This is a genomic window from Oryzomonas sagensis, from assembly GCF_008802355.1.
In the GTDB taxonomy this organism is placed as follows: Bacteria; Desulfobacterota; Desulfuromonadia; order Geobacterales; family Pseudopelobacteraceae; genus Oryzomonas; species Oryzomonas sagensis.
Genome location: NZ_VZRA01000005.1, coordinates 1 through 23259, shown reverse-complemented (window position 1 = coordinate 23259; position 23259 = coordinate 1). Strand labels below are relative to the sequence as shown.

Annotated in this window: 22 protein-coding genes and 4 tRNA genes; 8 read left to right on the top strand and 18 right to left on the bottom strand. The window is 58.8% G+C overall.

The features are described 5' to 3' along the window. Positions 1-22: 22 nt before the first annotated feature. Positions 23-1834: a tetratricopeptide repeat protein gene (locus F6V30_RS15025; RefSeq protein ID WP_151157772.1), complete on the top strand. Its 1812-nt coding sequence runs from the start codon at positions 23-25 to the stop codon at positions 1832-1834. Positions 1835-1844: 10 nt separating this feature from the next. Here the strand turns inward: F6V30_RS15025 and F6V30_RS15020 are convergent, their stop codons facing one another. Continuing rightward, positions 1845-2579, bottom strand: a complete 735-nt coding sequence (locus F6V30_RS15020; protein ID WP_151157770.1) for a TonB C-terminal domain-containing protein — start codon at positions 2577-2579, stop codon at positions 1845-1847. Positions 2580-2687: 108 nt separating this feature from the next. Here F6V30_RS15020 and F6V30_RS15015 point away from each other — a divergent pair, with 108 nt between their 5' ends. Further along, a complete protein-coding gene (locus F6V30_RS15015) occupies positions 2688-3659 on the top strand; it encodes an AMIN domain-containing protein (RefSeq protein ID WP_191965727.1) in 972 nt (323 codons plus the stop codon). A 379-nt stretch (positions 3660-4038) separates the two neighbouring features. Here the strand turns inward: F6V30_RS15015 and F6V30_RS15010 are convergent, their stop codons facing one another. From F6V30_RS15010 to yhbY, 17 genes are all read right to left on the bottom strand, one after another. Next, the gene (locus F6V30_RS15010; protein ID WP_151157768.1) at positions 4039-4509 is read right to left on the bottom strand and encodes a PaaI family thioesterase; all 471 of its coding nucleotides are present in this window, start codon (positions 4507-4509) and stop codon (positions 4039-4041) included. A 58-nt stretch (positions 4510-4567) separates the two neighbouring features. Next, a tRNA-Asp gene (locus tag F6V30_RS15005) sits at positions 4568-4644 on the bottom strand. A 184-nt stretch (positions 4645-4828) separates the two neighbouring features. After that, entirely contained in the window at positions 4829-5761 is a 933-nt protein-coding gene (locus F6V30_RS15000; protein WP_151157766.1) for a YeiH family protein, read from the bottom strand. Between the two features lie 378 nt (positions 5762-6139). Continuing rightward, positions 6140-6215, bottom strand: a tRNA-Val gene (locus F6V30_RS14995). A 9-nt stretch (positions 6216-6224) separates the two neighbouring features. Next, positions 6225-6301: transfer RNA gene (locus F6V30_RS14990), tRNA-Asp, on the bottom strand. Positions 6302-6331: 30 nt separating this feature from the next. Continuing rightward, on the bottom strand, positions 6332-6613 hold the full coding sequence (locus F6V30_RS14985; protein WP_151157765.1) for an HU family DNA-binding protein: 282 nt from the start codon (positions 6611-6613) through the stop codon (positions 6332-6334). 213 nt (positions 6614-6826) lie between these two features. After that, positions 6827-8083 (bottom strand): ATP-dependent Clp protease ATP-binding subunit ClpX, encoded by a 1257-nt coding sequence (gene clpX / locus F6V30_RS14980; RefSeq protein ID WP_149309801.1) that lies wholly within the window; start codon positions 8081-8083, stop codon positions 6827-6829. Continuing rightward, complete coding sequence (gene clpP, locus F6V30_RS14975; protein WP_151157763.1) at positions 8080-8679, bottom strand: ATP-dependent Clp endopeptidase proteolytic subunit ClpP; 600 nt, start codon at positions 8677-8679, stop codon at positions 8080-8082. Before clpP ends, clpX begins: the two co-directional genes overlap by 4 nt. Before the next feature lie 9 nt (positions 8680-8688). Beyond that, positions 8689-10005 (bottom strand): trigger factor, encoded by a 1317-nt coding sequence (gene tig, locus F6V30_RS14970; RefSeq protein ID WP_151157761.1) that lies wholly within the window; start codon positions 10003-10005, stop codon positions 8689-8691. A gap of 64 nt (positions 10006-10069) precedes the next feature. After that, a tRNA-Leu gene (locus F6V30_RS14965) sits at positions 10070-10154 on the bottom strand. A gap of 96 nt (positions 10155-10250) precedes the next feature. Continuing rightward, positions 10251-10610: an SUI1 family translation initiation factor gene (locus F6V30_RS14960; protein ID WP_151157760.1), complete on the bottom strand. Its 360-nt coding sequence runs from the start codon at positions 10608-10610 to the stop codon at positions 10251-10253. Positions 10611-10811: 201 nt separating this feature from the next. Next, the gene (locus F6V30_RS14955; RefSeq protein ID WP_151157759.1) at positions 10812-11633 is read right to left on the bottom strand and encodes an NAD+ synthase; all 822 of its coding nucleotides are present in this window, start codon (positions 11631-11633) and stop codon (positions 10812-10814) included. Continuing rightward, the gene (locus tag F6V30_RS14950; RefSeq protein WP_151157757.1) at positions 11633-12481 is read right to left on the bottom strand and encodes a nitrilase-related carbon-nitrogen hydrolase; all 849 of its coding nucleotides are present in this window, start codon (positions 12479-12481) and stop codon (positions 11633-11635) included. The genes F6V30_RS14955 and F6V30_RS14950 overlap by 1 nt, the downstream gene beginning before the upstream one ends. A gap of 13 nt (positions 12482-12494) precedes the next feature. Then, positions 12495-12872: a YraN family protein gene (locus F6V30_RS14945; RefSeq protein WP_151157837.1), complete on the bottom strand. Its 378-nt coding sequence runs from the start codon at positions 12870-12872 to the stop codon at positions 12495-12497. 41 nt (positions 12873-12913) lie between these two features. Then, the gene (locus F6V30_RS14940) at positions 12914-14653 is read right to left on the bottom strand and encodes an aldehyde ferredoxin oxidoreductase family protein (protein ID WP_151157756.1); all 1740 of its coding nucleotides are present in this window, start codon (positions 14651-14653) and stop codon (positions 12914-12916) included. 139 nt (positions 14654-14792) lie between these two features. Continuing rightward, positions 14793-15455 (bottom strand): phosphoglycolate phosphatase, encoded by a 663-nt coding sequence (gene gph / locus F6V30_RS14935; RefSeq protein WP_151157754.1) that lies wholly within the window; start codon positions 15453-15455, stop codon positions 14793-14795. Further along, positions 15452-15772 (bottom strand): ribosome assembly RNA-binding protein YhbY, encoded by a 321-nt coding sequence (gene yhbY, locus F6V30_RS14930; RefSeq protein WP_151157753.1) that lies wholly within the window; start codon positions 15770-15772, stop codon positions 15452-15454. Before yhbY ends, gph begins: the two co-directional genes overlap by 4 nt. A 245-nt stretch (positions 15773-16017) precedes the next feature. Here yhbY and shc point away from each other — a divergent pair, with 245 nt between their 5' ends. The 6 genes from shc to F6V30_RS14900 all read left to right on the top strand — a co-directional run bounded on the left by shc (position 16018) and on the right by F6V30_RS14900 (position 23021). After that, positions 16018-18075 (top strand): squalene--hopene cyclase, encoded by a 2058-nt coding sequence (gene shc / locus F6V30_RS14925; RefSeq protein ID WP_151157751.1) that lies wholly within the window; start codon positions 16018-16020, stop codon positions 18073-18075. A 144-nt stretch (positions 18076-18219) separates the two neighbouring features. Beyond that, on the top strand, positions 18220-19212 hold the full coding sequence (hpnA, locus tag F6V30_RS14920) for a hopanoid-associated sugar epimerase (RefSeq protein WP_151157750.1): 993 nt from the start codon (positions 18220-18222) through the stop codon (positions 19210-19212). Positions 19213-19255: 43 nt separating this feature from the next. After that, the gene (gene dxs, locus F6V30_RS14915; RefSeq protein ID WP_151157749.1) at positions 19256-21130 is read left to right on the top strand and encodes a 1-deoxy-D-xylulose-5-phosphate synthase; all 1875 of its coding nucleotides are present in this window, start codon (positions 19256-19258) and stop codon (positions 21128-21130) included. 72 nt (positions 21131-21202) lie between these two features. Continuing rightward, positions 21203-22201 (top strand): adenosyl-hopene transferase HpnH, encoded by a 999-nt coding sequence (gene hpnH / locus F6V30_RS14910; RefSeq protein ID WP_151157748.1) that lies wholly within the window; start codon positions 21203-21205, stop codon positions 22199-22201. A gap of 212 nt (positions 22202-22413) precedes the next feature. Next, entirely contained in the window at positions 22414-22698 is a 285-nt protein-coding gene (locus F6V30_RS17520; protein WP_420850290.1) for an antitoxin MazE family protein, read from the top strand. Further along, positions 22686-23021 (top strand): type II toxin-antitoxin system PemK/MazF family toxin, encoded by a 336-nt coding sequence (locus tag F6V30_RS14900; protein WP_246163553.1) that lies wholly within the window; start codon positions 22686-22688, stop codon positions 23019-23021. Before F6V30_RS17520 ends, F6V30_RS14900 begins: the two co-directional genes overlap by 13 nt. Positions 23022-23259: the final 238 nt, after the last annotated feature.

Genomic DNA, 23259 nt, shown 5'->3' with positions numbered 1-23259 from the left:
GGGCCGAAAGGAATTCTCAGCGGTGAGTTCACCAAAGGACAAACTGATAGGAGATGCTCAAAAATACACCCAGCGCGGCCAGTTGGATAAAGCCGTCAAGGCCTATGTGCAGGTCTTGTCCCTTGAACCCTCCGCCATCAATCTGCGTCAGAAACTGGCCGAACTCTTGGTCAAGGTCGGCCAGCCCGATGCCGCGCGTACCGAATATGAAACCATCGGCAAGCATTACGCCTCGAACGGTTTTTACCTGAAAGCGATCGCTGTCCACAAGCAGGTGCAGAAACTTTTCCCCAGCGACATCACCACGACATTGACCCTGGCCGGCCTGAACGAAAAACACGGCTTGGTCGGCAATGCCCTGGCCGAATACAAACTGGCGTACGATTATTACGAACGGGAATCCAACTCGGCGGAATCGCTCAAGGTTCTCGAAAAGATGCAGCATGTCGATCAGCAGAATGCCAACATCAAACTCAAGCTGGCCGAGGCATATTTCCGTGCCGGTAAAACGGAGGAATCCTATGCCCTCTTCAAGCAGCTTGCCCTGCTCCTGCACGAACGGGGCGATAGCGGGCCTTTTGCCAATCTGAATACGCGTATTCAGCAGCTTTTCCCCGGGAAGACGGAATTCATCGTCGAGGTGCTGGCCAACCAACTGGAAGAGGGGAACGCCGCAAAAGCGCTTGGCGGGCTTCAAACGTTGCTGAAAAACAATCCCAGGGATAAGAGGGTATGGGAATTGATCGTCCGGGCGTACCGCCGCCTCGACCAGCCCCACAGACTCATGCCGGTTTATCAGCATTTTTTGCACTATTTCCCCGACGAGGTTTCGGCCAAAACCGGTTTGATAGCGTGTCATGCCGAGCAAAAAGACATCAAAGGAGCCCTCGGTCTGCTTGACCGGTATGAGCAGGAGGTCGCCTCGTCCGGTGCGCTTGACGAACTGGTGGCTCTTTATCGGAAACTTGCCGAACTCGATCCCATAAACCCCCGCATCCTCGAAGGGCTCCGAAGGGCCTGCGAGGCCGTCGGCATGCTTGACGAAGCGGCCCACCTGGCGTCCAAGATCGAGACGTTGCAAAAGCTCTCATCACATGCCGTTGCTCCCCCGGCGCCGGTTGACGTCCCCGCAGAAGGGGATTGGGAAAGCGGTATTGAGGGGGGGGATGCCGGCGTCTCCATGCCGGATGAGAACGAGCTCGTTGCTGAATCTGCCGTCGACGATTCAAGTGGTGCCGGTGGTGGTGAAACGCTGCCCGACGAGAGCGAAATAGAAATAGAGGTGGACATCGACGATTTCCCGTTTGAGGACACCGCAACCGAAAAGGAGGAAACCGGTGCCCCCGATGGGTGGGCCGAGCCATTCGACGATGGGGCGATGACCTCCCCCACGCCGCGCAGCGTCAGGTTCGGCAGCAGCCTGGACGGTTCAGATGCCCAGTCCCATTATGATCTGGGGGTTGCCTTTAAAGAAATGGGACTGTATGACGAGGCTCTCAACGAGTTTCGTCAAGCTGCCGGCGACCCCGCCCGCAAGATTGCATGCGGCCTGCTGCAAGCCACCTGTCTGCGCGAACGGGGGGAATTGGCCGCTGCCCAGGGGATTCTGAATGCCCTGATGACGCCTGAGTTGAACCTTGAGGATGTCTGCGCCGTGAAGTACGAACTGGCATTGGTTTTGGAGGCGCAGGGGGACGATGAGGGGGCCGCCGGGCTGATGGCGGAAATTGACGCGGTGAATGCCGATTTTCGGGACGTCCATGCCCGTCTCAAGAATGCCGGCGGCTCTCTTGAGTTTTCCGATGAGGAGTTGCAGGGCTTTGAGCTGAAATAACCGCGCTTACTTATTTAATGCTGAAAAGAGTGGAGGGCGCCTTTATTTTAAGGGGCGCCAGGAACACCTTCTGATCAAAGCTGGCCGGCAGGGGCGGTAGGGGAGCCACCGCCTTGATGACATCCTGGAGTACCTGATCGGCCTCCCGCGATCCGGTTCCCTGATAGATCCTTTGGGAGATGATGGAGCCGTCGGGCTGTACGTACAGTTCGATGATCCCATCCCGGCGGATCGGCTCTTTCAGGCCATCGGCCCGTTTCCACCATTCGCGATTAATCTTCTCCACCACTTCGAAATAATATCCCCGGATATCCTCGCGAAGCGAGCGGCCTTCCGCCAAACTGCTGATATATCCATAGGTCATACCAAGCCCGAGAGGGGTGGCCATCAACTCCTTCATTCCCTCGGAAGCCTTTTCCGGGGCCGCTGTCTGCGCAGCAGAGGAAGCCTGAAGGGGAGGGACGTCTTGTGAGGCATCCGGTTGCCGGGGGGGCTCGGATGGCGCAGGGGCTGGCACGGGCTCCGCCTGTTTGGCCGGACTGATTGTCGGAGCAAACGTGACGTTTTCGACCAGTATGCCGCTTACGGCCGGAATGCTTCGGACTGCACCCCCGGCGGCAAAGATGAAGACAACGGCCAGCAGGTGCAGCATGAGCGAAGTTGCCAATGCATACCCCATCCACGGCTTGTGGGGGGCGCAAGCCGTTTCCGGCTCGGGGGTGTCGGGTATGTATGAATGTGCCATAGCGTGATAAGGTCTGGGAAAGTTCCGAAAAAGTATGATATACAATCACATTATCATATCTGTGGCGCAGTGGGAAGGTGTTACTACTACTTTTGGAGGAGGGGTAGCATGAAACGTCGGGTCGTCATTGTTCTGTCCATGTTGGTCATCGCCGTGTCTGCGGTTTCTGCTGTTGCGGCGGAACTTCTGGACGTCAAACCGGTGGTTGCGGGAAGTGATCTGATGGTGGAAATCCTGGCCGACATCCCTCTGACCTACACCTATTACAAGATACCGGGACAGGCCCGGGCGGTGGTGGACATCGCCGATGCCGACCCGGAAAAGGTGGAACCTCTGATCGTCGTCAACAAGGGGGCCGTTTCCAGTATCAGCGTTGATAAAGCGCAGATTGCCGGGATGGTGGTCAGCCGGCTGATTTTCAACCTCGTGGCCGAGGCCGATATTGCCGTCACGGCTACGGCAGATCGGAAGAAGTTGAGTGTCGTTTTCAGCGGCGGCAAGCCGGCTGACAGGAATGCCGTAAAGCCGGCCAACCTTGCCGTCGAATCCGCTCCTGCTGCGCCATCGCCGTCTGCCGGGGCTGCTTCTGCGGTTCCGGCGGCGCTGGAGAAGGAAGCGGACCCGCTTGGGCTCGATGAACCTCCTGCGGCCCCCGTGAAGGACCAGCCAGCGGTTAAAGAACCGGACAAGCCCGCCCTCCTTGCCGTCGCACCCGTCACCGCCCCCGGCGCTTCCGCCAAGCTCGAACCGGTGGTGCCTGTTTTGGCTGCGCCCCGCAGACAGACGGTGATTACGGCAATAAAGGTGGGAACGACCTCTATTGACGTTGAAGCCAACGGCAGCCTGGAGTCTTTTGAGCAGCTAAAGCTGGCCCAACCGAATCGCCTGGCCATCGACGTGCCCGGAGCGACCGCCTCATTGAGCGTAAAGAGTATTCCGGTCCGCCGATTCGGCCTCGACCAGATCAGGGTCGGACGTTATCCCAACCATGTGCGTATTGTCCTCGACGCCGGCAGTTCTCCGTTTCCGAAGTATGAGGTCAAGCCTACGGAAAAGGGGCTCAGGGTCAGCTTCAAATAACGGTACGGCATTGGCACGCAGGATGACAAGAACCTGAGAAAAAGCATGTGCCCCGGAGGCACAAGACGCAGGGATACCCAGAGAAAAGCACAGCATCATCGGCGAAAACCAGCAACGGAATGCGTTGCTGGTTTGTCCGTCGTACTCCCCAAAATGCATGGGTGTTAAACCTGCACAGTTCACCTTGTCAAAAGTGCGGGACAGTCACCCATGCACTCCTGCCCTCCTGTCGCACATCCACGGCAGCGTCCTGCCACGCCCCGTGTTCCCACTCGACCCATCCAGGGAAATCCACACCAACAGCAAACATGGAGCGTGGGTGGCGTTTGTGTTCGGAACTCAAAGCTATTTTTGGTTTTAGTGGGGATGATGCCGCGTATCAGCCTTGGGAAACAGAGGTGGTCTGATGCCGTTTGACACGGAAATGGGCTCTACAGGTGGCGGCCGTAACCCCCTCCTCGTCCACGATGGCCACCGTGCCGGTAATGTCCCGTTCGGTCCTGTCGATCACCTCGGCAATCCCCCGTATCGTGCCCCAGCGGATCGGATGTTTGAAGGTCATGGACATGTCGATGGTTGCAAAGATGGTCCCCTCGGGAAGGAGGGTCTTGATGGCAATGGCGAGGGCCGTATCGGCCAGTGAGGTTATTGCTCCGCCGTGCATGAGCCCCGCACCTTGGCAATGGGCCACGCGGAACGGCATGGAAAGCACCGCTCTGCCGTTGCCGGCTTCATCGATGTTCATCCCGAGGTGCGTTTCAAAGGGGGCCAAGGCAATCCAGTCCGGCATGTGAAAGGGGAGGGGAGCGTTTTTGACAACGGACGACGAATAGGAGGGCTCTTCGTGCATGGGATACGGGCTCTTTATGGAAAAAAGAGTACCCGGATGCGGGTACTCTTTTTTTGAATGGCGGGGTTGACGGGGCTCGAACCCGCGACTTCCAGCGTGACAGGCTGGCACTCTAACCAGCTGAGCTACAACCCCAATATGAATAGCCGATGGAGGTGGGCGGTGGGTCAAATCAAGAACGCTATTTTTAGCAAATTGCCTTTTCGTTGTCAATAAAAATAGAGTTCGCCCCGAATTTTGTTGCGACCCGTTTCACTGGTGGTTCGAGCCGGGACGGCAATGCTCTTGAAGTCTCCGGCTACACCTTTCCAGGCTGCCTTCAGTCAAGCCAACCGCACATTATGGCGGTACCGCTTGTCACCGAAACGAGTATCCAGAGCGCTACCCCCTGGGCCAGCGGCCTGATGCCGGTCCCCCCCAGCACTTCTCTTGTCAGGCCACTGCCGATCAGGAACAGGGTCACTACCAGGCTCTGTTTTGCGATGTTGTTCAGCGGGTGCCAAACGTGGTCAAGTTGCGGCAGCGCTGTTGTGATGGTAGCGGCAGCAATAAAGCCGATGATGAAAAGAGGGAATTGCACCTTTCCTCCCGACTTGGTGAACCAGGCGGCAAGCAGGGCGGAAGGCATGATCCACAATGCCCTGGTCAGCTTCACCGTCGTGCCGATGGCCAAGGCCAGCCCGCCATAAGCTGCTGCTGCCCCCACCACGCTGCTCGTGTCGTGGATGGCCAAGGCGGACCAGAGCCCGAATTGCCGCTGTCCCATCCCCAAAAGGTGCCCCACTGGAGGAAAGAGAACCAGGGCGATGGAGTTGAGAGTAAATACCGTGGCCAGGGCAACACCGGTCTCTTCGGCTTCTGCCTTGATTACCGGCGCCATGGCGGCTATGGCGCTCCCGCCGCAGATGGCGGTTCCAAAAGAGATCAGGGTCGATGTGCGTTGAGGCGTCCTGAAAAGCTTGCCCAGCAGATACCCGGCTGCCATGGTAAAGCCGATACTGATGGCGGTGTAGAGAAAGGCATCCTTGCCGGTTTTAAGCAGCTCGGGCAGGTTCATGCCGAATCCCAAGCCAATCACCGAGGCTTGCAGGAGCCGTCTGCTCCAGGTTGATGTGACTGAGCCCCAGGGATTTCCGACCAGGATGCCAAACGCGATCCCGGCCACCAGCGCCATGGGGGCGCTGATCCCGGGCCAGCAGCACCCCAGCACCAGTATCCAGAACACTGCTTTTAAGCCATTGTTGCTTTTCACGGCAAACTCCTTTTATCTGGTTGGTTGCTGCTACTATAGTCAAATCAGAATATAATAAAAAATGAATAATATTTATAGAATGTATCAGAAAAAATGAACTATATAGTGCATCGAAAAATGGGGGTCGTCGAAGGGAGTATTGAAACAGGCATGACGACAGGGACAGGGGGGAAACTGCCGGCTATAAACATAAGCCGGCAAGCTTGGGACCGAGCATGATACCTGTGCGGCTGCAGAAAACTTCTTCTGGACGATGGCGGCCAACTGGGGAGTGGATTGCTGGTGGAACTACCACGAGTGAAGATTACCTGAGGGGACAGGAAGGGGGCATGAAAAGAAAAAGGACCAAAGCGATTATGCCTAAGTCCTTGTTCTAATTGGTGGGCGAAACAGGGATCGAACCTGTGACATCCAGCTTGTAAGGCTGGCGCTCTCCCAGCTGAGCTATTCGCCCTAATTTTTATGGCGGGGTTGACGGGGCTCGAACCCGCGACTTCCAGCGTGACAGGCTGGCACTCTAACCAGCTGAGCTACAACCCCGCAAACTTCGACGTACTCTGCAGTACGAAATTACTTCTTGCTGTTGACGGTTTCCTTGAGGGTCTTGCCCGGTTTGAACTTGGGTACGACAGCAGCCGGAATATTGATCTTCTTGCCGGTCTGGGGGTTCTGACCTTTGCGGGCCGCCCTTTTTGCGGTGGAGAATGTGCCAAAACCGACCAAGCTCAGCTTGTCGCCTTTTTTGAGGGCGCCAGTTACGGTGGTGATGAAAGCAGCAACGGCTTTTTCAGCTTCAACCTTTTTAAGCCCAGCCTTCTCAGCTACTGCGCTAATCAATTCAGATTTTGTCACGTTACACCTCCTATTTTGTTATGGGAATACAAAGCGAGTCAGTGTTTATCAGATTCCCGCGAAGACTGTCAAGGAAATTTTCGCGCAAAGCTCCATTTTAAGGGCTATTGGGGCATCTTGTATGCCGCAAAGCACGATAAAATAACGCTTTCACCTATCAAACTACATGCAACATATCGTAATTACTTAAAATAACTGGCCGGGCCCGAGGGGCTAGGCGGCGTCATTCACCTGTTGTTCATAAACGACGATCGGTTTTTCCTTGCGATAGATGACATCCTCGCTGATAACCACCTCTTTGACGTTCTGCTGCGAGGGGATCTCATACATGATCTCCAGCATGGAGTTTTCCAGGATGGAACGCAAACCCCGGGCGCCGGTGTTTCTCTTGAGCGCCTCTTTGGCGATGGCAACCAGGGAACCGTCGGTGAAACGCAGGCGAACGCTCTCCAGGTCGAAGAGTTTCTGGTATTGCTTTACCAGGGCGTTCTTGGGTTCCTTCAGAATCTGCACCATGGCATCCTCATCCAGTTCGGTGAGCGGCGCCAGGACGGGGAGCCTGCCGATGAATTCGGGAATGTAGCCGAATTTGAGCAGGTCCTCGGGGGTCACGTTGTTGAGCAGTTCCCCGAGTTTTTTCTCTTCGCGCTTTTTGACGTCGGCGCCGAAGCCTAAGCTCTTCATGCCGATGCGCTGCTGGATGACGCTCTCCAGGCCGGCAAAGGCACCGCCGCAGATGAAGAGGATATTGGTGGTATCGACCTTCATGAATTCCTGCTGGGGATGCTTGCGGCCCCCCTTGGGCGGGATGCTGGCGACCGTTCCCTCGATGATCTTGAGCAGGGCCTGCTGAACCCCTTCGCCCGACACGTCGCGGGTGATGGAGGGGGAATCGGTCTTGCGGGCGATCTTGTCGATTTCATCGATATAGACGATCCCCTTTTGGGCGCGTTCCACGTCGTAATCGGCCGCCTGGAGCAGGCTCAGGATGATGTTCTCCACGTCCTCGCCCACATAACCGGCCTCGGTCAGGTTGGTGGCATCGGCCATGGCAAAGGGCACTTTCAGGATACGGGCCAGGGTTTGAGCCAAAAGCGTCTTGCCCGAGCCGGTGGGCCCCAGGAGGAGTATGTTGCTCTTCTGCATTTCCACATCGCCCGGCTTGCTTCCCGACTCGATGCGCTTGTAGTGGTTGTACACCGCGACCGAGAGCACTTTCTTCGCCTTGTCCTGGCCGATAACGTACTCGTCGAGAATTTCCTTGATTTCTCGAGGCTTGGGGAGCTTTTTCATATCCGGCCCCAAGGTCTCTTCCATCTTCATCTCTTCGGCAATGATGTCGTTGCAGAGTTCGATGCATTCGTCGCAGATATACACCGCCGGCCCTGCAATCAGCTTTTTCACCTCTTCCTGGCTTTTGCCGCAGAAAGAGCAGGTAAGATTTTCCTGATTGGTGTCGCGTCGGCTCATGCTGCACCTCCCGTATCAGGCTTCCTAATGAACGTCGAGTCAATCAGGCCGTACTCCCTGGCTTCTTCGGCGGACATGAAAAAATCACGCTCGGTATCGGCTTCCACTTTTTCAAGCGGTTGGCCGGTCATCTCCGCGAGGAGGCCGTTCAACTCGTCCTTCATACGCAGGATCTCTTTGGCGTGGATGTTGATGTCGGTGGCCTGCCCCTGGAATCCGCCCAACGGCTGATGGATCATGATCCGTGAGTGGACCAGGCTGTAACGCTTTCCTTTTTCCCCTGCCGCCAGAAGGACTGCGCCCATGGACGCGGCCTGACCGACGCAGATGGTGGAGACCGGGGCCTTGATGTAGCGCATGGTGTCGAAGATCGCCATGCCGGCCGTTACCACGCCGCCGGGAGAGTTGATATAGAGGTGGATGTCCTTGTCCGGATCTTCGGCCTCCAGAAAGAGCAGCTGGGCGATCACCAGATTGGCCACCTGGTCGTCGATGCTTCCCCCCAAGAAGATGATCCTCTCCTTGAGGAGGCGTGAATAGATATCGTACGAGCGCTCGCCGCGGCCGCTTTGTTCAACCACTATCGGGATGTACATTGGTTCTCCTTACGCCTCGGCTTGCTTCAACTCGGAGGCGTCAACTTCGGTAATGACAGCACTGCTCAGCAGAAACTCGATGGCCTTGTCTTCCTTGATCTCGGCGAGGAGGGAGTTTTTGGCATTATGGTTCGATTCGTAATATTCCTTGACGCGGTCGAGCATATCCGGATTGCCGGCGGCGATCAGTTCGTAGCGTTTCGCCAGGTCCTCGTCGGCAACAGCGATATTCTCCTTCGTCACCAGGGCCATGAGGAGCATCCCGCCCCGGACCTTGTCGGCAGCGGCATCGCGGAAACGCTCGCGAAAGCCGTTGTCGTCCAGGCCCATCATCTCGATGGACATGTGCTGGCTCTGCAAGCGATTTTTGAGGTTTTCCAGCATGGCGTCGAGTTGACGTCTGACCAGGGAATCGGGAACCTCAAGCGGGTTCTTGTCGATCAACGCCTGGACGATGCGATCCTTCAGCTCGCCCTGGATACGGTCGGTCTCGTGTTTTTCACGGAACTCGACCATCTTGGCCCGCAGCTGTTCCATGGTTTCGTACTCCCCGAACTGCCGGGCAAATTCGTCGTCAAGCTCGGGCAACTCCTTGTGTTTGCCTTCCTTCAGGGTGACCGTGAAGACCCCCGCTTTGCCGACCGCCTCGGGAAGGCGGTAGCCTTCGGGCAGGGTGACGTGAATCTCCTTCGTCTCGCCGCTTTTCATGCCGACCAAACCTTCCTCGAAGCCGGGGATGAGCTGGTTTGCGCCAACTTCGATCTGGGCATCCTCGGCAGTGCTGGTTTCATTGGGAAACCCTTCCACGGTAAAGGTGTAGTCGGCGGTAACGACATCGCCGTTCTCAACGACGGCATCATCGCCCATGGGCACGAGCTGGGCCATATTCTCCTGCATCCGCTTGAGTTCGGCTTCGATGCTCTCCTGGTTGGGAACGTAGGTTTCCTTTTTGACCGCCAGCCCCGTATACCCCGTGAGAAGTATTTCCGGCAGGACCTCTACCAGGGCGCTGAACTTGAACGGTGCACCCTGCTGGAGGATGTCGCTTTCAACGGTCGGGGAATCCACCGGCTCGATCTTGTGCTCACCCAAGGCCTTGAAGATGGTCTGCTCGTAGATACGGCGCATGACCTCGTCGCGCATGGTGTCGCTGTAGGTGCGTTTGATGAGCTGCATGGGGGCCTTGCCGGGACGGAAACCCTGGAGTTTGGCCTTTTTCTGGATGCCCGCATAGACCTTCTCGATCTCGGCATCGACCTGCTCGGCCGGAACCTCGATATTGACTCTCTTCTTGACCGGGCTTATTTCTTCTACGTGAACCTGCATTTCGGATAACCTCTCCTGGTTGAAATTTGTTTCGTGCCCGCCCACGCCGTGCGCGGTTATTACATGGTGCGAGAGAGGAGACTTGAACTCCTATACCTTTCGGTGCCAGATCCTAAGTCTGGTGCGTCTGCCAATTCCGCCACTCTCGCACGAGCGCCTCGCCCGCGTTTTCAAGCTCGACAAAATAAATCGAATATAAAAAAATATTTGAAAAAATCATTACGGTCAAGGAATTAATTGCATTCTCATCCTCCCGCCAGTTTGACCCGGTATCCACGCGACTCCAATTCCTTGAGCAGCGTGTCGCGATGGTCCCCCTGAATCTCGATGACCCCTTCCTTGACCGTGCCTCCGCAGCCGCAGCGTTTTTTCAGCGCCCCGGCCAATTCCTTCAACGCCTCTCCCGTGAGCGGTACGCCGGTGATGACGATAACGGTTCCCCCACCGCGCCCCTTGACCTCGCGGCGCAGACGGACCGTCCCGTCGGCCGGCGGCTGCGCCGGTACCCGCTTCGACGGCTGCATCCCCTGCGGTTTTGCGGCGCCCCGGCTGACACGACCGGTTTCGCTGGAGTAGACAAGTGTTGTTTCCTCACCTCGCTTCATTCGTGTTTCCCTGTCCTTCCCGGAAATGGCCATCATCGTGCCGGTACCCCGGTCCTGAAGCTCTGCATCCATGTGAGATCGTTTTCAATATCCTCATGGGCGGCGTAACGATACGTCATGATTATCACCGCGCCACCTCCCGATACCCCCATTGTATCAGAAGTCGCCGATAAAGCGCCAATACCATTCCCGCTCAAGCCATCACTTGCCCCAATCCCGGGAGTACCTGAAATCCCGGTCGATGGTGCGGTTGGATACCTTGGCGATCACCGGCAGGCGCCGCTTGAAGTGGGAGTTCTGAACCTTCTTGTAGATGGTGTCGACGAACTCCGGGCCAAAGCCTGCGCCGATCAGTTCCTCCCTGGTCAGGCGCAGGTCCACCATGCGGTAGAGCAGTTCGTCCACCTGGCGGTAGGAAAAGCCCAACTCCTCCTCGTCGGTCTGGCCGGCCCACAGATCGGCGGAAGGTTTTTTCTCGATCACCTCGTTCGGTACTCCCATGGCCTCGGACAGTTGCCAAATCTGGGTTTTGTAGAGATCGCCGATGGGATTGAGGGCGCTGGCCATGTCGCCGTAGAGGGTCCCATAGCCGAGCAGCAGTTCGGTTTTATTGCTGGTTCCCAGCACCAGGGCGGAATAATGGGCGGAATGGTCGAAGAGGATGGTCATGCGTTCGCGGGCCATCTTGTTGCCGCGCCGCATATTGTTCGCATCCGGGAACATCCCGAAATAGGCGTCCACCATGGGGGTGATCGGCACCAGGGTGAAGTCCACGCCGCATGCCTGGGCCACCAGGCGGGCATGGGCCTCGCTCTCGGGGTTGCTGGTCTTGTAGGGCATGCAGATGGCGTGGACGTTTTCGGCCCCCAGCGCCTCGGCGGCGATGAACGCCACCAGGGCCGAGTCGATCCCCCCCGACAACCCCAGCACGGCCTTTTTGACCCCGACCTTGTGCACCTCGTCTTGTACGAAGCCGACCAGGATTTTTCGCAACAGTTCCGTATTGGCTGACAGCCCCGCCATCACAGCCCCCTTTCCCGTTCGATGCGCCTGAGCTCCTGCAGGGTCACGAACAGATTCTCGTCCCGCAGCATGGGAGAGAAAATCCGCTCCCGCCTCAGGGCGCCTTCCTCCAACCGTGCGCTGACGCTGTCTTCCTCCAGCAGCCGGGCCCGTATGATCGACTCGCCCGACGGAGCGATATATTCCGAACCGCCCCAGAAATTGACGCCGTCTTCGTACCCCACCCGGTTGCAGTACAGCACCCGGCAGTTGAGGAACAGCGCCGTGGTGGCGGTCAATTTCTGCCAGGACGCGGCTGAAGCGAGAGACTCTCCCTCCACGCCGCGGCCGGGGCTGCTGGAGAGGCAGAGCAGCGTGGCAGCCCCGTCCATGGCCAGGATGTAGGAGCTTGAAAGGTGCCACATATCCTCGCAGATCAGGAGGCCCATGCGGCCGAACTTGGTGTCGAAGGCTCGGAAACGTTCCCCCCGGGCCAGGTAGCGCTGCTCGTCGAACAGGCCGTAGGTGGGGAGGTAGACCTTGCGATGGAGGTGCTTGATCACCCCGTCTTCCAGGTAGAGGGCCGAGTTGAAGAATCTATAGTCCGAGGTTTCTTCCACGAAGCCCACGGCAATGGAGATGCCGCGGGAAAGTTCCAGCAGCCGGGCGATCTCGGGTGAATCCAGCCGCCGGGCCACCTCCGGCACCAGATCCTTGAGAAAATAGCCGGTCAGGGCCAATTCGGGGAAGATCACCAGGTCGGCCTTGGCCGCTTTCGCCTCTTCGATGCGCTCCTCGATGAGCGCCAGGTTATCGGCGACGCAACCGAGCTTCGGTTTTATCTGGGCCAGTACGGCGGTGAAATCCATGCAAACCTCCTCTTCAATATGCCAACTCAAATGCATTCTCGATATGCTCGATCTTGTGGGGGCCGCTCTCCGCCAGAAGGATGGCGATCACGTCAAAGCGGGCATTGGCGTCCTGTTGCCGGTTCCGGGCCAGCCAGGTCAGGGCGGCCTTTGATATCTGGCGCTGTTTGAACGGGGTCACCGCCAGTTGGGGCACGCCGTAGGAAAGGTCGCGGCGGGTCTTGACCTCCACGAAGACCAGACTTTTGTCCCGCGGGTCCCGGGCCACGATATCCACCTCGCCCCCCTTGCAGCGGTAGTTGCGTTCCAGGATGCGGTAGTTGTGACCTTCGAGGAATACGGTGGCCAGAGCCTCCCCCAGATCGCCGATACCCCTGTTGTCCGTGGGCAGCGGCCCGGTGGGCCCGGGGGAGGGGGCTTTGCCGAACCATTTCACGGCAGTTTTTCCAGGAAGTCGGCATCATCGAAACAGCCGTCGGCATTCAACCCCCTGATGCGGTAGTACTTGTCCAACTCCTCTGCAAAACGGCGTCGGTCGATGGGGGGGATATGAATGCCGTCGCCGCTCGTCCCCGGCTCGTTGAAAAAACGCTCCGGCAGGCGATCGTCCTTGCGGGAGAAGCCGTTGGCGCAGTTGTAGAAACGCTCGGTCAGGCAGATACGGCGGCCGATCTCCCGCAGCCGCTGGGGGGAATACCCGATGCCGGTGGCGGCGGTCAGCAGTTCGGCGTACTCCTCCAGGCTGGCGCCGAAGAGAGCGAACTTGCAGGCCGCCAGGGAGTCCATGGCGGCGTTGGTATCCTCGGCAATGGTGATGATGCGGGCCTTGCCGGAAAACGAAAAGCGGTCGGTGGGCACCGGTTTGCGCAGGATTTCATGGGCGATGGGATAAGCCTGCAGGTGGCAGCCGCCGCGGGTACTGGTGCAGTACGCCAGCGCCATGCCGTAGGCCCCCCGTGGATCGTAGGCCGGCAGTTCCAGGGATTTGACGCTCATGGAAAGTTCCGGCCTGCCCATGTGCTCCGCAAGGCGGCGCGAACCGAGCGCCAGAAGCTCGCCCTCGCCGCGGCGCAGGGCCATATCCTCCACCAGGGCGGGGATCTGTCCTGCCGTGGGGAATTTCCCCTTGATCTCGCCCCACGCGGCAAGGGTGGCGGCCGCCGAGATTCCGTCCAACCCCAGGTCGTTGCAGACGCGGTTCGCCGCAACGATGGCCTGCAGGTCGTCAACCCCGAGGAGAGCTCCGAAGTGGGAAGCGGTCTCGTATTCCGGCAGGGAAATGCCCTGTGCCGTCGCTTTCCGACACTGGATCGGGCAGTCGTAACAACCGTTTTTCCGGGGGGCGAAGGCCTCCCGGATCGCCGGTCCGGAGTAGGCGGCCGAGCGCTCGAAGAAGGTCGTGCGGAAGTTTCCGGTGGGGGTCATGCGGCGTTGGGCCATGAGGTCCACCAGTACGGGGGTGCCGAACTCGGCGATCCCCAGGGGGCCGAAAATCACCGGAGAGGCGTTGAAGAGCCGCAGCACATCACTGCGGGCCTTGTCCAGCAGGACGGGATCGGCGCTCGTCGTCACGCGGTCGCCGTCGACAACCACCGCCTTGAGGTTTTTTGCTCCCATCACGGCGCCCAGGCCGCCCCGGTCGGCCGAACTCCCCCCGTCCATCACGATGCTGGCAAAGGGGACGCCGTTTTCACCGGCCGGACCGATGGCCGCCACACTCCCCTGTTCTTTCAGGGCGTCCACCGTTGCGGGGATATCCCTGCCCCACAGCTGGCCGGCCCGCAGAATTGCCACCTCGTTGGGCCGAATTGCCAGAACGGCCGGCTCAAGGCTCCTGCCGGTCACCATAAGGGCGTCCAGTCCGGCCGCTTTCAGATGCCAGGCGAAACGGCCGCCTACGGAGCAATCGCAGACGGTGCCGGTCAAGGGAGACCGGGAGATCACCGAGAGCCGCGCGGCTGTCGGGGCAGGGGTGCCGCACAGCGGCCCGACGGCAAAGATCAACGGCATGGCCGGATCGAGCGGGGGAAGCCGAAAGCGGTCGCGCATCAGGCGCACCCCCAGTCCGCGGCCCCCGAGGTACTCCTCCAATAATTGCCGGGGTATGGTCTCGCGCTGCGCCGTTCCGGCGCTCAGGTCGACCCTGAGTATGGTTCCGGTCCAGCCGTTCATGGTCTCCTAAGAGGTTGTTGGAAAACAGTCATCAGGCCTTCGTCCTCGAATGCCCCTTCGTGCGGCGTAGCGCTGCTACGCCTCCGCAGGACATTCTGCGGGGGCGACGATCTGACTATTTTTGAACAACCTGAGTTTTTCAACAGCCCGCTAATGTCCCGTTCAAGAGGATGGCCGTCACATCCCTGAAGGATGCGGCACGGTGGTCCGCCCCCGTCAACTCTTCCTCACCGCCATAGCCCCAGGCGCAACCGATGGTGGTGACGCCGGCCTGTTGGCCGGCTTGTACGTCGTTGATGCTGTCCCCTATCATAACCGCTTCATAGGGGGGCACGCCGAGGCGTTCCACCACCCGCAGCAGGGGGAGGGGGGAAGGTTTCATCTCGGAGAAGGTATCCCCGCCGCAGATGATTTCAAACTGCCGGGCGATGCCGAGCGCCTCCATGACCAGACGGCAGAGGGCCTCGTGCTTGTTGGAAATGACCGCCATGCGGATACCGCTTTCGGCCAGTTGCTGCAGCGCCTCCCGAACGCCGGGATAGAGCGAGCTTTTATCCGCGATATGGCTGCTGTTGTAGGCTACGAACAGATCGAGCGCCCGCGTAATATCGTCCTGTGATTCGGTGCCGAGTGCCCGCCGGACAAGATTCCGGGCTCCTTTGCCCACCAGCTTGCGTACCGAGGGGGCCGTCAGGGAGGGGGAGCCGAAGCCGGCCAGCATATGGTTGACGGCATCGGTTATGTCGCCCAGCGAATCCACCAGGGTGCCGTCCAGGTCAAAGAGGGCAGCGCGTACGGTCATGCCTTTTTTGCCTTGGCAGGTTTTTCCGCACTTGGCAGGACGATTACCGGTGGCGTCGCCGGGCGGTAAAGCAGGAACGTCTTGCCCAATATCTGGGCGATGTCGGCATCGCATGACCCGGCCAGGGTTTCGGCAGCCTCGTTCTTGTCCAGCAGGCAACTTTCCAGGAGTTTGACCTTGATCAGTTCATGGCAGTCCAAAGCGGCATTGGCCTCCTTGATCAAGGCCTCTTCGATCTCTTTTTTGCCGATGTGGATGACCGGTTTGAGGCTGTGCCCGAGGGCGCGCAGGTGGCGTTTCTGTTTTCCCGACAACATGCATGATCTCCTTCATTTTTGCCGAATTCATGGCTGATATATCGTGTATAACATAACCACCCCGATGCTGGCAAACTTCAATCTGGGGCCGGTATTCCGCCGGGAGATCAGGGGCGGGTGTCACGGTCGTGTATCGGTAATATGAAAAAAAATATACATCTTTCGGTTTCTGTGATATTAAAGCACAATTTAACTGACAAATGCCCTCGGCATTGCCTTTATTGCGATCACCAGGAGCTTTGTGAATGAATTCAAGCAAATATCCGATTTCAACGGCGCTGACATCGTTCAATTTGGAAACGGCTGCACCAACTGCACCAGCTATAGATCCCCCTAAAAAAACGGTTGCCAAGGTACACCACCTGCCACCCTCCATCTGGAAGAAGATGGTGGGCGACGCAAAAAGTCCGCTGGACAAGGCCATCGAGCGGACCCGCGATTTCTTTTTCCGGGAGCAATTGCCGGACGGCTATTGGTGGGCAGAGCTGGAGTCCAACGTCACCATCACGTCGGAATACGTCATGCTGTTCCACTTTCTCGGGATGGTGGACAAGGTGCGCGAGCGGAAAATGGCCCGCTACATCCTCGGCAAACAGACCGAGGAGGGCTATTGGGCCATCTGGCATACCGGCCCCGGCGACCTCTCGACCACCATCGAGGCCTATTTCGCCCTCAAGCTGGCAGGCTACCCGGCGGACCATCCGGCCATGCGCAAGGCGCGGGAATTCATCCTGGCCAACGGCGGCATCATCAAGGCGCGCGTTTTTACCAAGATATTCCTGGCCCTGTTCGGCGAGTTTTCCTGGCTCGGCGTCCCGTCCATGCCGATTGAACTGATGCTTTTGCCCAACTGGGCCTATTTCAACGTCTATGAGCTCTCCAGCTGGGCCCGGGGGACCATCATCCCGCTTTCGGTGGTGATGGCCGAACGCCCGGTGCGCAAGCTTCCCCCCTGGGCGCGGGTGAAGGAGCTTTACGTCCGCCCGCTCAGGCCGACCGACTATACCTTTACCAAGGAAGACGGCATCCTCACCTGGAAAAACTTCTTCATCGGCGTGGACCATTTGTGCAAGGTGTACGAGTCCAGCCCCATCCGGCCGTTCAAGAAGAAGGCCACGTCCGTTGCCGAACAGTGGATACTTGACCACCAGGAGCCGACCGGCGATTGGGGCGGCATCCAGCCGGCCATGCTCAACTCGATCCTGGCCCTGCATTGTCTCGGCTATGCAAACGACCATCCTGCCGTCGTCAAGGGGCTGGAGGCGCTGGCCAATTTCTGTATCGAGGATGAAGAAGGCTTGGTGTTGCAATCGTGCATATCGCCGGTATGGGACACCGCCCTGGCGCTCGTCGCCATGCAGGAGGCCGGGGTTCCCGCCGACCATCCGGCGCTGGTCAAAGCGGCCCAATGGCTGCTGGACCTGGAGGTGCGGCGCAAAGGGGATTGGCAGATCAAGGCCCCGGAGCTGGAGCCGGGCGGGTGGGCCTTCGAGTTCCTCAACGACTGGTACCCCGATGTGGACGACTCCGGTTTCGTCATGCTGTCCATCAAGGATATCAAGGTACGGGACCGCAAACACAAGGAACAGGCCATCAAACGCGGTATCTCCTGGTGCATGGGGATGCAGAGCCAAAACGGCGGCTGGGGCGCTTTCGACAAGGACAATACCAAATACCTGTTGAACAAGCTCCCCTTTGCCGACCTGGAAGCCCTGATCGATCCGCCGACGGCCGACCTGACCGGCCGCATGCTGGAGTTGATGGGCAACTTCAATTATTCCAAAAGCCATCCGGCGGCCGAGCACGCCCTTGAATTCCTGCAGAAGGAACAGGAGCCGGAAGGCCCGTGGTGGGGCCGTTGGGGGGTCAACTATATCTACGGCACCTGGTCGGTCTTGTGCGGCTTGCAGGCCATCGGCGAGGACATGTCCCGGCCCTACGTCAAAAAGGCGGTCAACTGGTTTAAATCCAAGCAGAATATGGACGGCGGTTGGGGAGAGGTCTGCGAGTCCTACTTCGACCGCTCGTTGATGGGCAGCGGGCCGAGCACCCCGTCTCAGACCGGGTGGGCGCTGCTGGCGCTCATGGCGGCCGGCGAGGTGCACTCCAAGACCGTGGCCCGCGGCATCGACTACCTGCTGAACAGCCAAAAACAGGACGGAACCTGGGATGAGGATGCCTTCACCGGCACCGGGTTTCCCAAGTTTTTCATGATCAAGTACCACATCTACCGCAACTGTTTCCCGCTGACAGCGCTGGGCAAGTACCGCCGCCTGCTCGCGGAAAGCGGAGAAAAAAAATAGCGCCGTCCAGGCGGCAATGACATTTCGTTTCGCTGGGAAGCCCCGAGTTTGCCATATTCCGGGGCTTTCCCCATTTATGAAGCGGCGGTCGTAACCTGCTGTAACTGGCTGTTTCGGCACGGCATCAGTGGAAAATGAGTGGCTATGAAGACATTTATCACCGGCGCGACCGGTTTTATCGGCGCAAGCATTGCCAGGGAGTTGCTGAAAGACGGCCGCGAGGTGCGCGCCCTTGTGAGGGCCGGGTCGGATACCTCCAACCTGGCGGGGCTGGACATCGAGTTGTGGCGGGGGGACCTGCAGGACCCCGAAAGCCTGCGGCAAGGATTGAAGGGATGTGATACGCTCTATCACGCCGCCGCCGATTACCGTCTCTGGACCCGCGACCCCCGGCAGATGTACCGCATCAACGTCGAAGGCACGAAAGCCGTACTGGAGGCTGCCTTGGAAAACGGCCTCGCGCGGGTGGTCTATACCAGCAGCGTGGGGACGCTCGGCAATCCAGGCAACGGCACGCCGGGCGCCGAAGATACGCCGGTGACCCTGGCCGACATGGTGGGGCATTATAAAAAGAGCAAATTCCTGGCGGAACGGGAGGCGGAGCGGTTCGCCAGCCGCGGCCTGCACCTGGTCATCGTCAACCCGTCGACGCCGGTCGGGCCCCTCGATATCAAGCCGACCCCCACGGGCAAGATCATCGTCGATTTTCTCAACCGCAAGATGCCGGCCTATCTGGACACGGGGCTCAACATCATCGCCGTCGAAGATTGTGCCCGTGGCCACATCCTGGCGGAGCAGAAGGGGCGTGTGGGCGAGAAGTACATCCTGGGCAACGCCAACCTGACCCTGCGTGACATCTTTGGCCTGCTGGAGGAGATCACCGGCCTGGCGGCACCCCGGGTGCGACTGCCCTACACGCCGATCCTGCTGGCGGCCTACGCCAACGAAGCCATTGCCCGCATCACCGGCAGAGAACCGCTGATACCTCTGGCGGGCGTCCAGATGGCGGCGAAGTTCATGTTTTTCGATTCAGGCAAGGCGGTACGGGAGCTGGGGTTGCCCCAGACACCGGTAAATGATGCGCTGCAACGCGCCGTAGCGTGGTTTAAGGGCAACGGTTATGTGGAAAACAAGTAGCCGCCGCTGCCCTGCACAGTGATTTTTCGATGGAGAAACGATCATGTACACATACCTCGACAAGATAAACTCTCCGGCTGATCTGAAAAAGCTCAAGCCCGAACAGCTGCCGGCCCTGGCCGAGGAGGTGCGCCGTTTCCTGCTGGAAACGGTCTCGACCACCGGCGGCCACCTGGGCTCGAATCTGGGGGCGGTGGAGTTGACCATCGCCCTGCACTACTGCTTCGACTCCCCCCAGGATAAAATCGTCTGGGATGTGGGGCACCAGGCCTATACCCACAAGATCCTCACCGGGCGGCGTGAACGTTTCCCCACCCAGCGTCAGTACAAGGGGCTTTCCGGGTTTCCCAAACGCTGTGAATCGGAGCACGACGCTTTTGGCGTGGGGCACTCGTCCACCTCCATCTCGGCCGGCCTGGGCATGGCGGTGGCCTGTGACCTGGAAGGCACCAAGAATCATGCTATCGCCGTTATCGGCGACGGTTCCCTGACCGGCGGCATGGCCTTTGAAGCACTCAACCAGGCCGGGCACCTCAAGAAAAATCTCGTGGTGGTGCTGAACGACAACGAGATGTCGATTTCCAAGAATGTGGGCGCCTTTTCGTCGTTCATCTCCCGCAAGATGACCGGCCGGTACTTCCGCGACCTGAAAAAAGAGATGCAGGGGCTGCTGCGGAACATCCCCGCCATCGGCACGGATATCCTCCACTTTGCCCGGCGGGCGGAAAACTCTCTGAAAGGCTTTCTCACCCCCGGTTCGCTCTTCGAAGCCCTGGGGTTCGACTATCTGGGCCCCCTGGACGGCCACGATCTGCCGCAACTGGTCGAAGTGTTCAATAATATCAACCAACTGGACGGCCCGCTCTTGGTGCATGTCATGACCACCAAGGGGAAGGGGTACAAGCCGGCTGAGGACACCCCCTCCAAGTACCACGGTGTGGGCGTTTTCGACGTGGCCACCGGCAAAGGCGCCCCCAAGGCGGGCAGCAAGTCGTACACCGAGGTGTTTGGCGAAACCATCGTGCACTTGGCCGAGCAGGATCCCAAGATCGTGGCCATCACGGCGGCCATGCCGGACGGCACCGGGCTCAACCGTTTCGCCGAGCGCTTTCCAAAACGGTTCTTCGATGTGGGGATCGCCGAACAGCACGGCATGGCCTTTGCCGCCGGCCTTGCCGCCGACGGTTTCCGTCCGGTGGCCGCCATCTATTCAACCTTTGTGCAGCGCGCCTATGACCAGGTTTTTCACGACATCTGCCTGCAGAATCTGCCGGTGACCATCGCCATGGACCGGGCCGGCCTGGTGGGCGACGACGGCCCGACCCACCACGGCGTCTTCGACCTCTCCTATCTGCGCCATCTGCCCGGCATGACGCTGATGGCCCCCAAGGACGAGAACGAGTTGCGTCATATGCTCAAGACCGCCGTCTACTCCGGCGCACCCATGGCCATGCGCTATCCGCGCGGGGCGGGTTACGGCGTGGAGATGGACCGCGAACTGACGTCCCTGGAGATCGGCAAGGGCGAACTGCTTGTGGAGGGGAACGACGTATGTATCGTCGCCATCGGTTCCACCGTCTATCCGGCCCTGCAGGCCGCCGAGACCCTGAAGGGTCGGGGCATAGCTGCAGGCGTGATCAACGCCCGTTTCGTCAAGCCGCTGGATGCGAACCTGATCCTGTCGGCGGCCGGACAGACCGGCCGCATCGTCACCGTCGAAGAGAACGCTCTGCAAGGCGGCTTCGGCAGCGCCGTACTGGAGTTGCTCTTTGATAATGGCCGGCAGGATGTTAAGATCAAACGGCTCGGCATCCCGGACCACTATGTGGAGCATGGCAGTCAGGCCCAACTGCGCAAGGATCTGGGCATCGACGCCGAAGGGATTGCCGCTGCCGTGGAAGGTTTTGTGAAATCGTAGGACACCTGAAAGATTCGTACACATCAGTCTCTGTGGCAGATTTTTGTAGTAACAAATTGAAAGGATTGAAAAATGCGTTTTCCGATGCGCCTCAACTACGACCTGACCAAGTATATCGTCAGCAACAAGCTCAACAAGGTGGGAAAATACCCCCTCGTCCTCATGCTTGAGCCGACCCATCTCTGTAACCTGGCCTGTTCCGGCTGCGGCCGCATCCGGGAATACGCCGACACCATCCAGGAGATGATGAGCCTGGAGGATTGCCTGAAATCGGTGGACGAGTGCCCCGCGCCGGTCGTCACCATCACCGGCGGCGAGCCGTTCCTCTACCCACCCGTCTACGACCTGATCCGTGGCGTGCTCGACCGGGGCAAGCACATCTACCTCTGCACCAACGGCATACTTTTGGAAAAGGCGCTGGACAACATGAAGCCCCACCCTAATTTCACCCTCAATGTCCACATGGACGGCCTTGAGGAGACCCACGACCGTATCCTGGAGCGCAAGGGCGCTTTCAAGATCGCCATGGAAGGGATCAAGAAGGCCAAGAAACTGGGGTTCCGCGTCTGCACCAACACGACCATCCTCAAGGAAACCAACCTGTTGGAGATCGAGATGCTCTTTACCCACCTGGAGGAGATCGGGGTGGACGGCCTGCTGGTGGCACCCGGTTTCGGCTACGAGGCGGTGGGGGAAAAGCTGTTCCTGGAGCGGCGCGAGATTGAAAAGAAATTCGCCGAGGTCTATGAGATGAGCAAAAAGCATCGCTTCTTCTCAACCCCCATGTACCTCCGTTTCCTCAAGGGAGAAAAGAAGCTGGAGTGCACCCCCTGGGGCAACCCCACCCGCAACCCGCGCGGTTGGAAGGCCCCCTGCTACCTGATTACCGATGCCCATTATCCGACCTTCAAGGAGATGATGGAAAAGACCGATTGGAACAAGTACGGCGTCGGCAAAGACCCCCGCTGCGCCCAGTGCATGATGCATTGCGGCTTCGAGCCGACGGTCGTCGGAGAGATCGGCAAGAGCTTCAAGGATATTCTCGAAATGATGATCTGGAATTTTACGTAATCAGCCGGGACCACATCGGTCAAGCCCGCTCAAACCATTGTGTTTGAGTGGGCTTTTTTTTGCTGGTCGCTTGGCTGCTACAGCATCGCAGGCGATCCTCTTTGCTTATGTTCAACCATTTTTATCAAATTGACCGGCAAAATCTGCTCTAGCGATTGTCCGCACACTTCCGGCAGACTAGCGCCCCATTGACATACGGTCAATGCCGAACAATGCCCCTTGACATTTTCTTTGGCCCGGTGTTACATGTAACAAAAGGAGGAGATATTCTTATGCGAACTCAACCGGTTAGGCAACGTGTACAGAGCCACAGAGATCGCCTGCGTGCCGCAGGTCTGCGCCCTGTGCAGATTTGGGTGCCGGACACCCGGCGGCCGGGTTTTGCCGAAGAATGCCGTCGCCAATCCCGGCTTGCGGCTCAAGCTGACAAGGCCGACACCGATATGCAGCGGTTCATGGATGAAGCCCTTGCGGACGTGGACGGGTGGACAGAGTGAGGCGCGGGGAGTTCGTCACCATTGCCATGCAGGGGGACTTTGGCAAGCCAAGGCCCGCCCTGGTGATCCAGTCCGACCGGTTCAACGAACATACCAGCGTCACCGTATTGCCGGTGACAAGCACGCTGGTGGAGGCCCCGTTACTGCGCATCACCGTCCAGCCAAGCAGCGAGAACGGCTTGCAGAAGCCTTCGCAGGTAATGGTGGACAAGGCCATGACCGTCAAGCGCGACAAGATGGGGCCAGCCTTCGGGAGCATTGACGCAGACACAATGGTGGAGATTGAGCGCTGCCTGGCTGTGTTCTTGGGGGTGGCAAAATGAAAATCGAAAGCCCCTTTCCCGATCAAACGGGAAGGGGGCTTTGTGCTTGACCAGAGCTGGGACTCTCTCCGTGCCGGCCGGCTGATATACGGTCGCGCCCCATGGCATTTTTCCCATATCGGGTAGAGATGAGGTAAAAAAAGTCCTTGACGTCGGGGTATATTTATTTTATCTATAGTTCAACTAGATATGATATCGAAAAAGACCAAATACGCGCTCAAGGCGCTCTATCATCTGG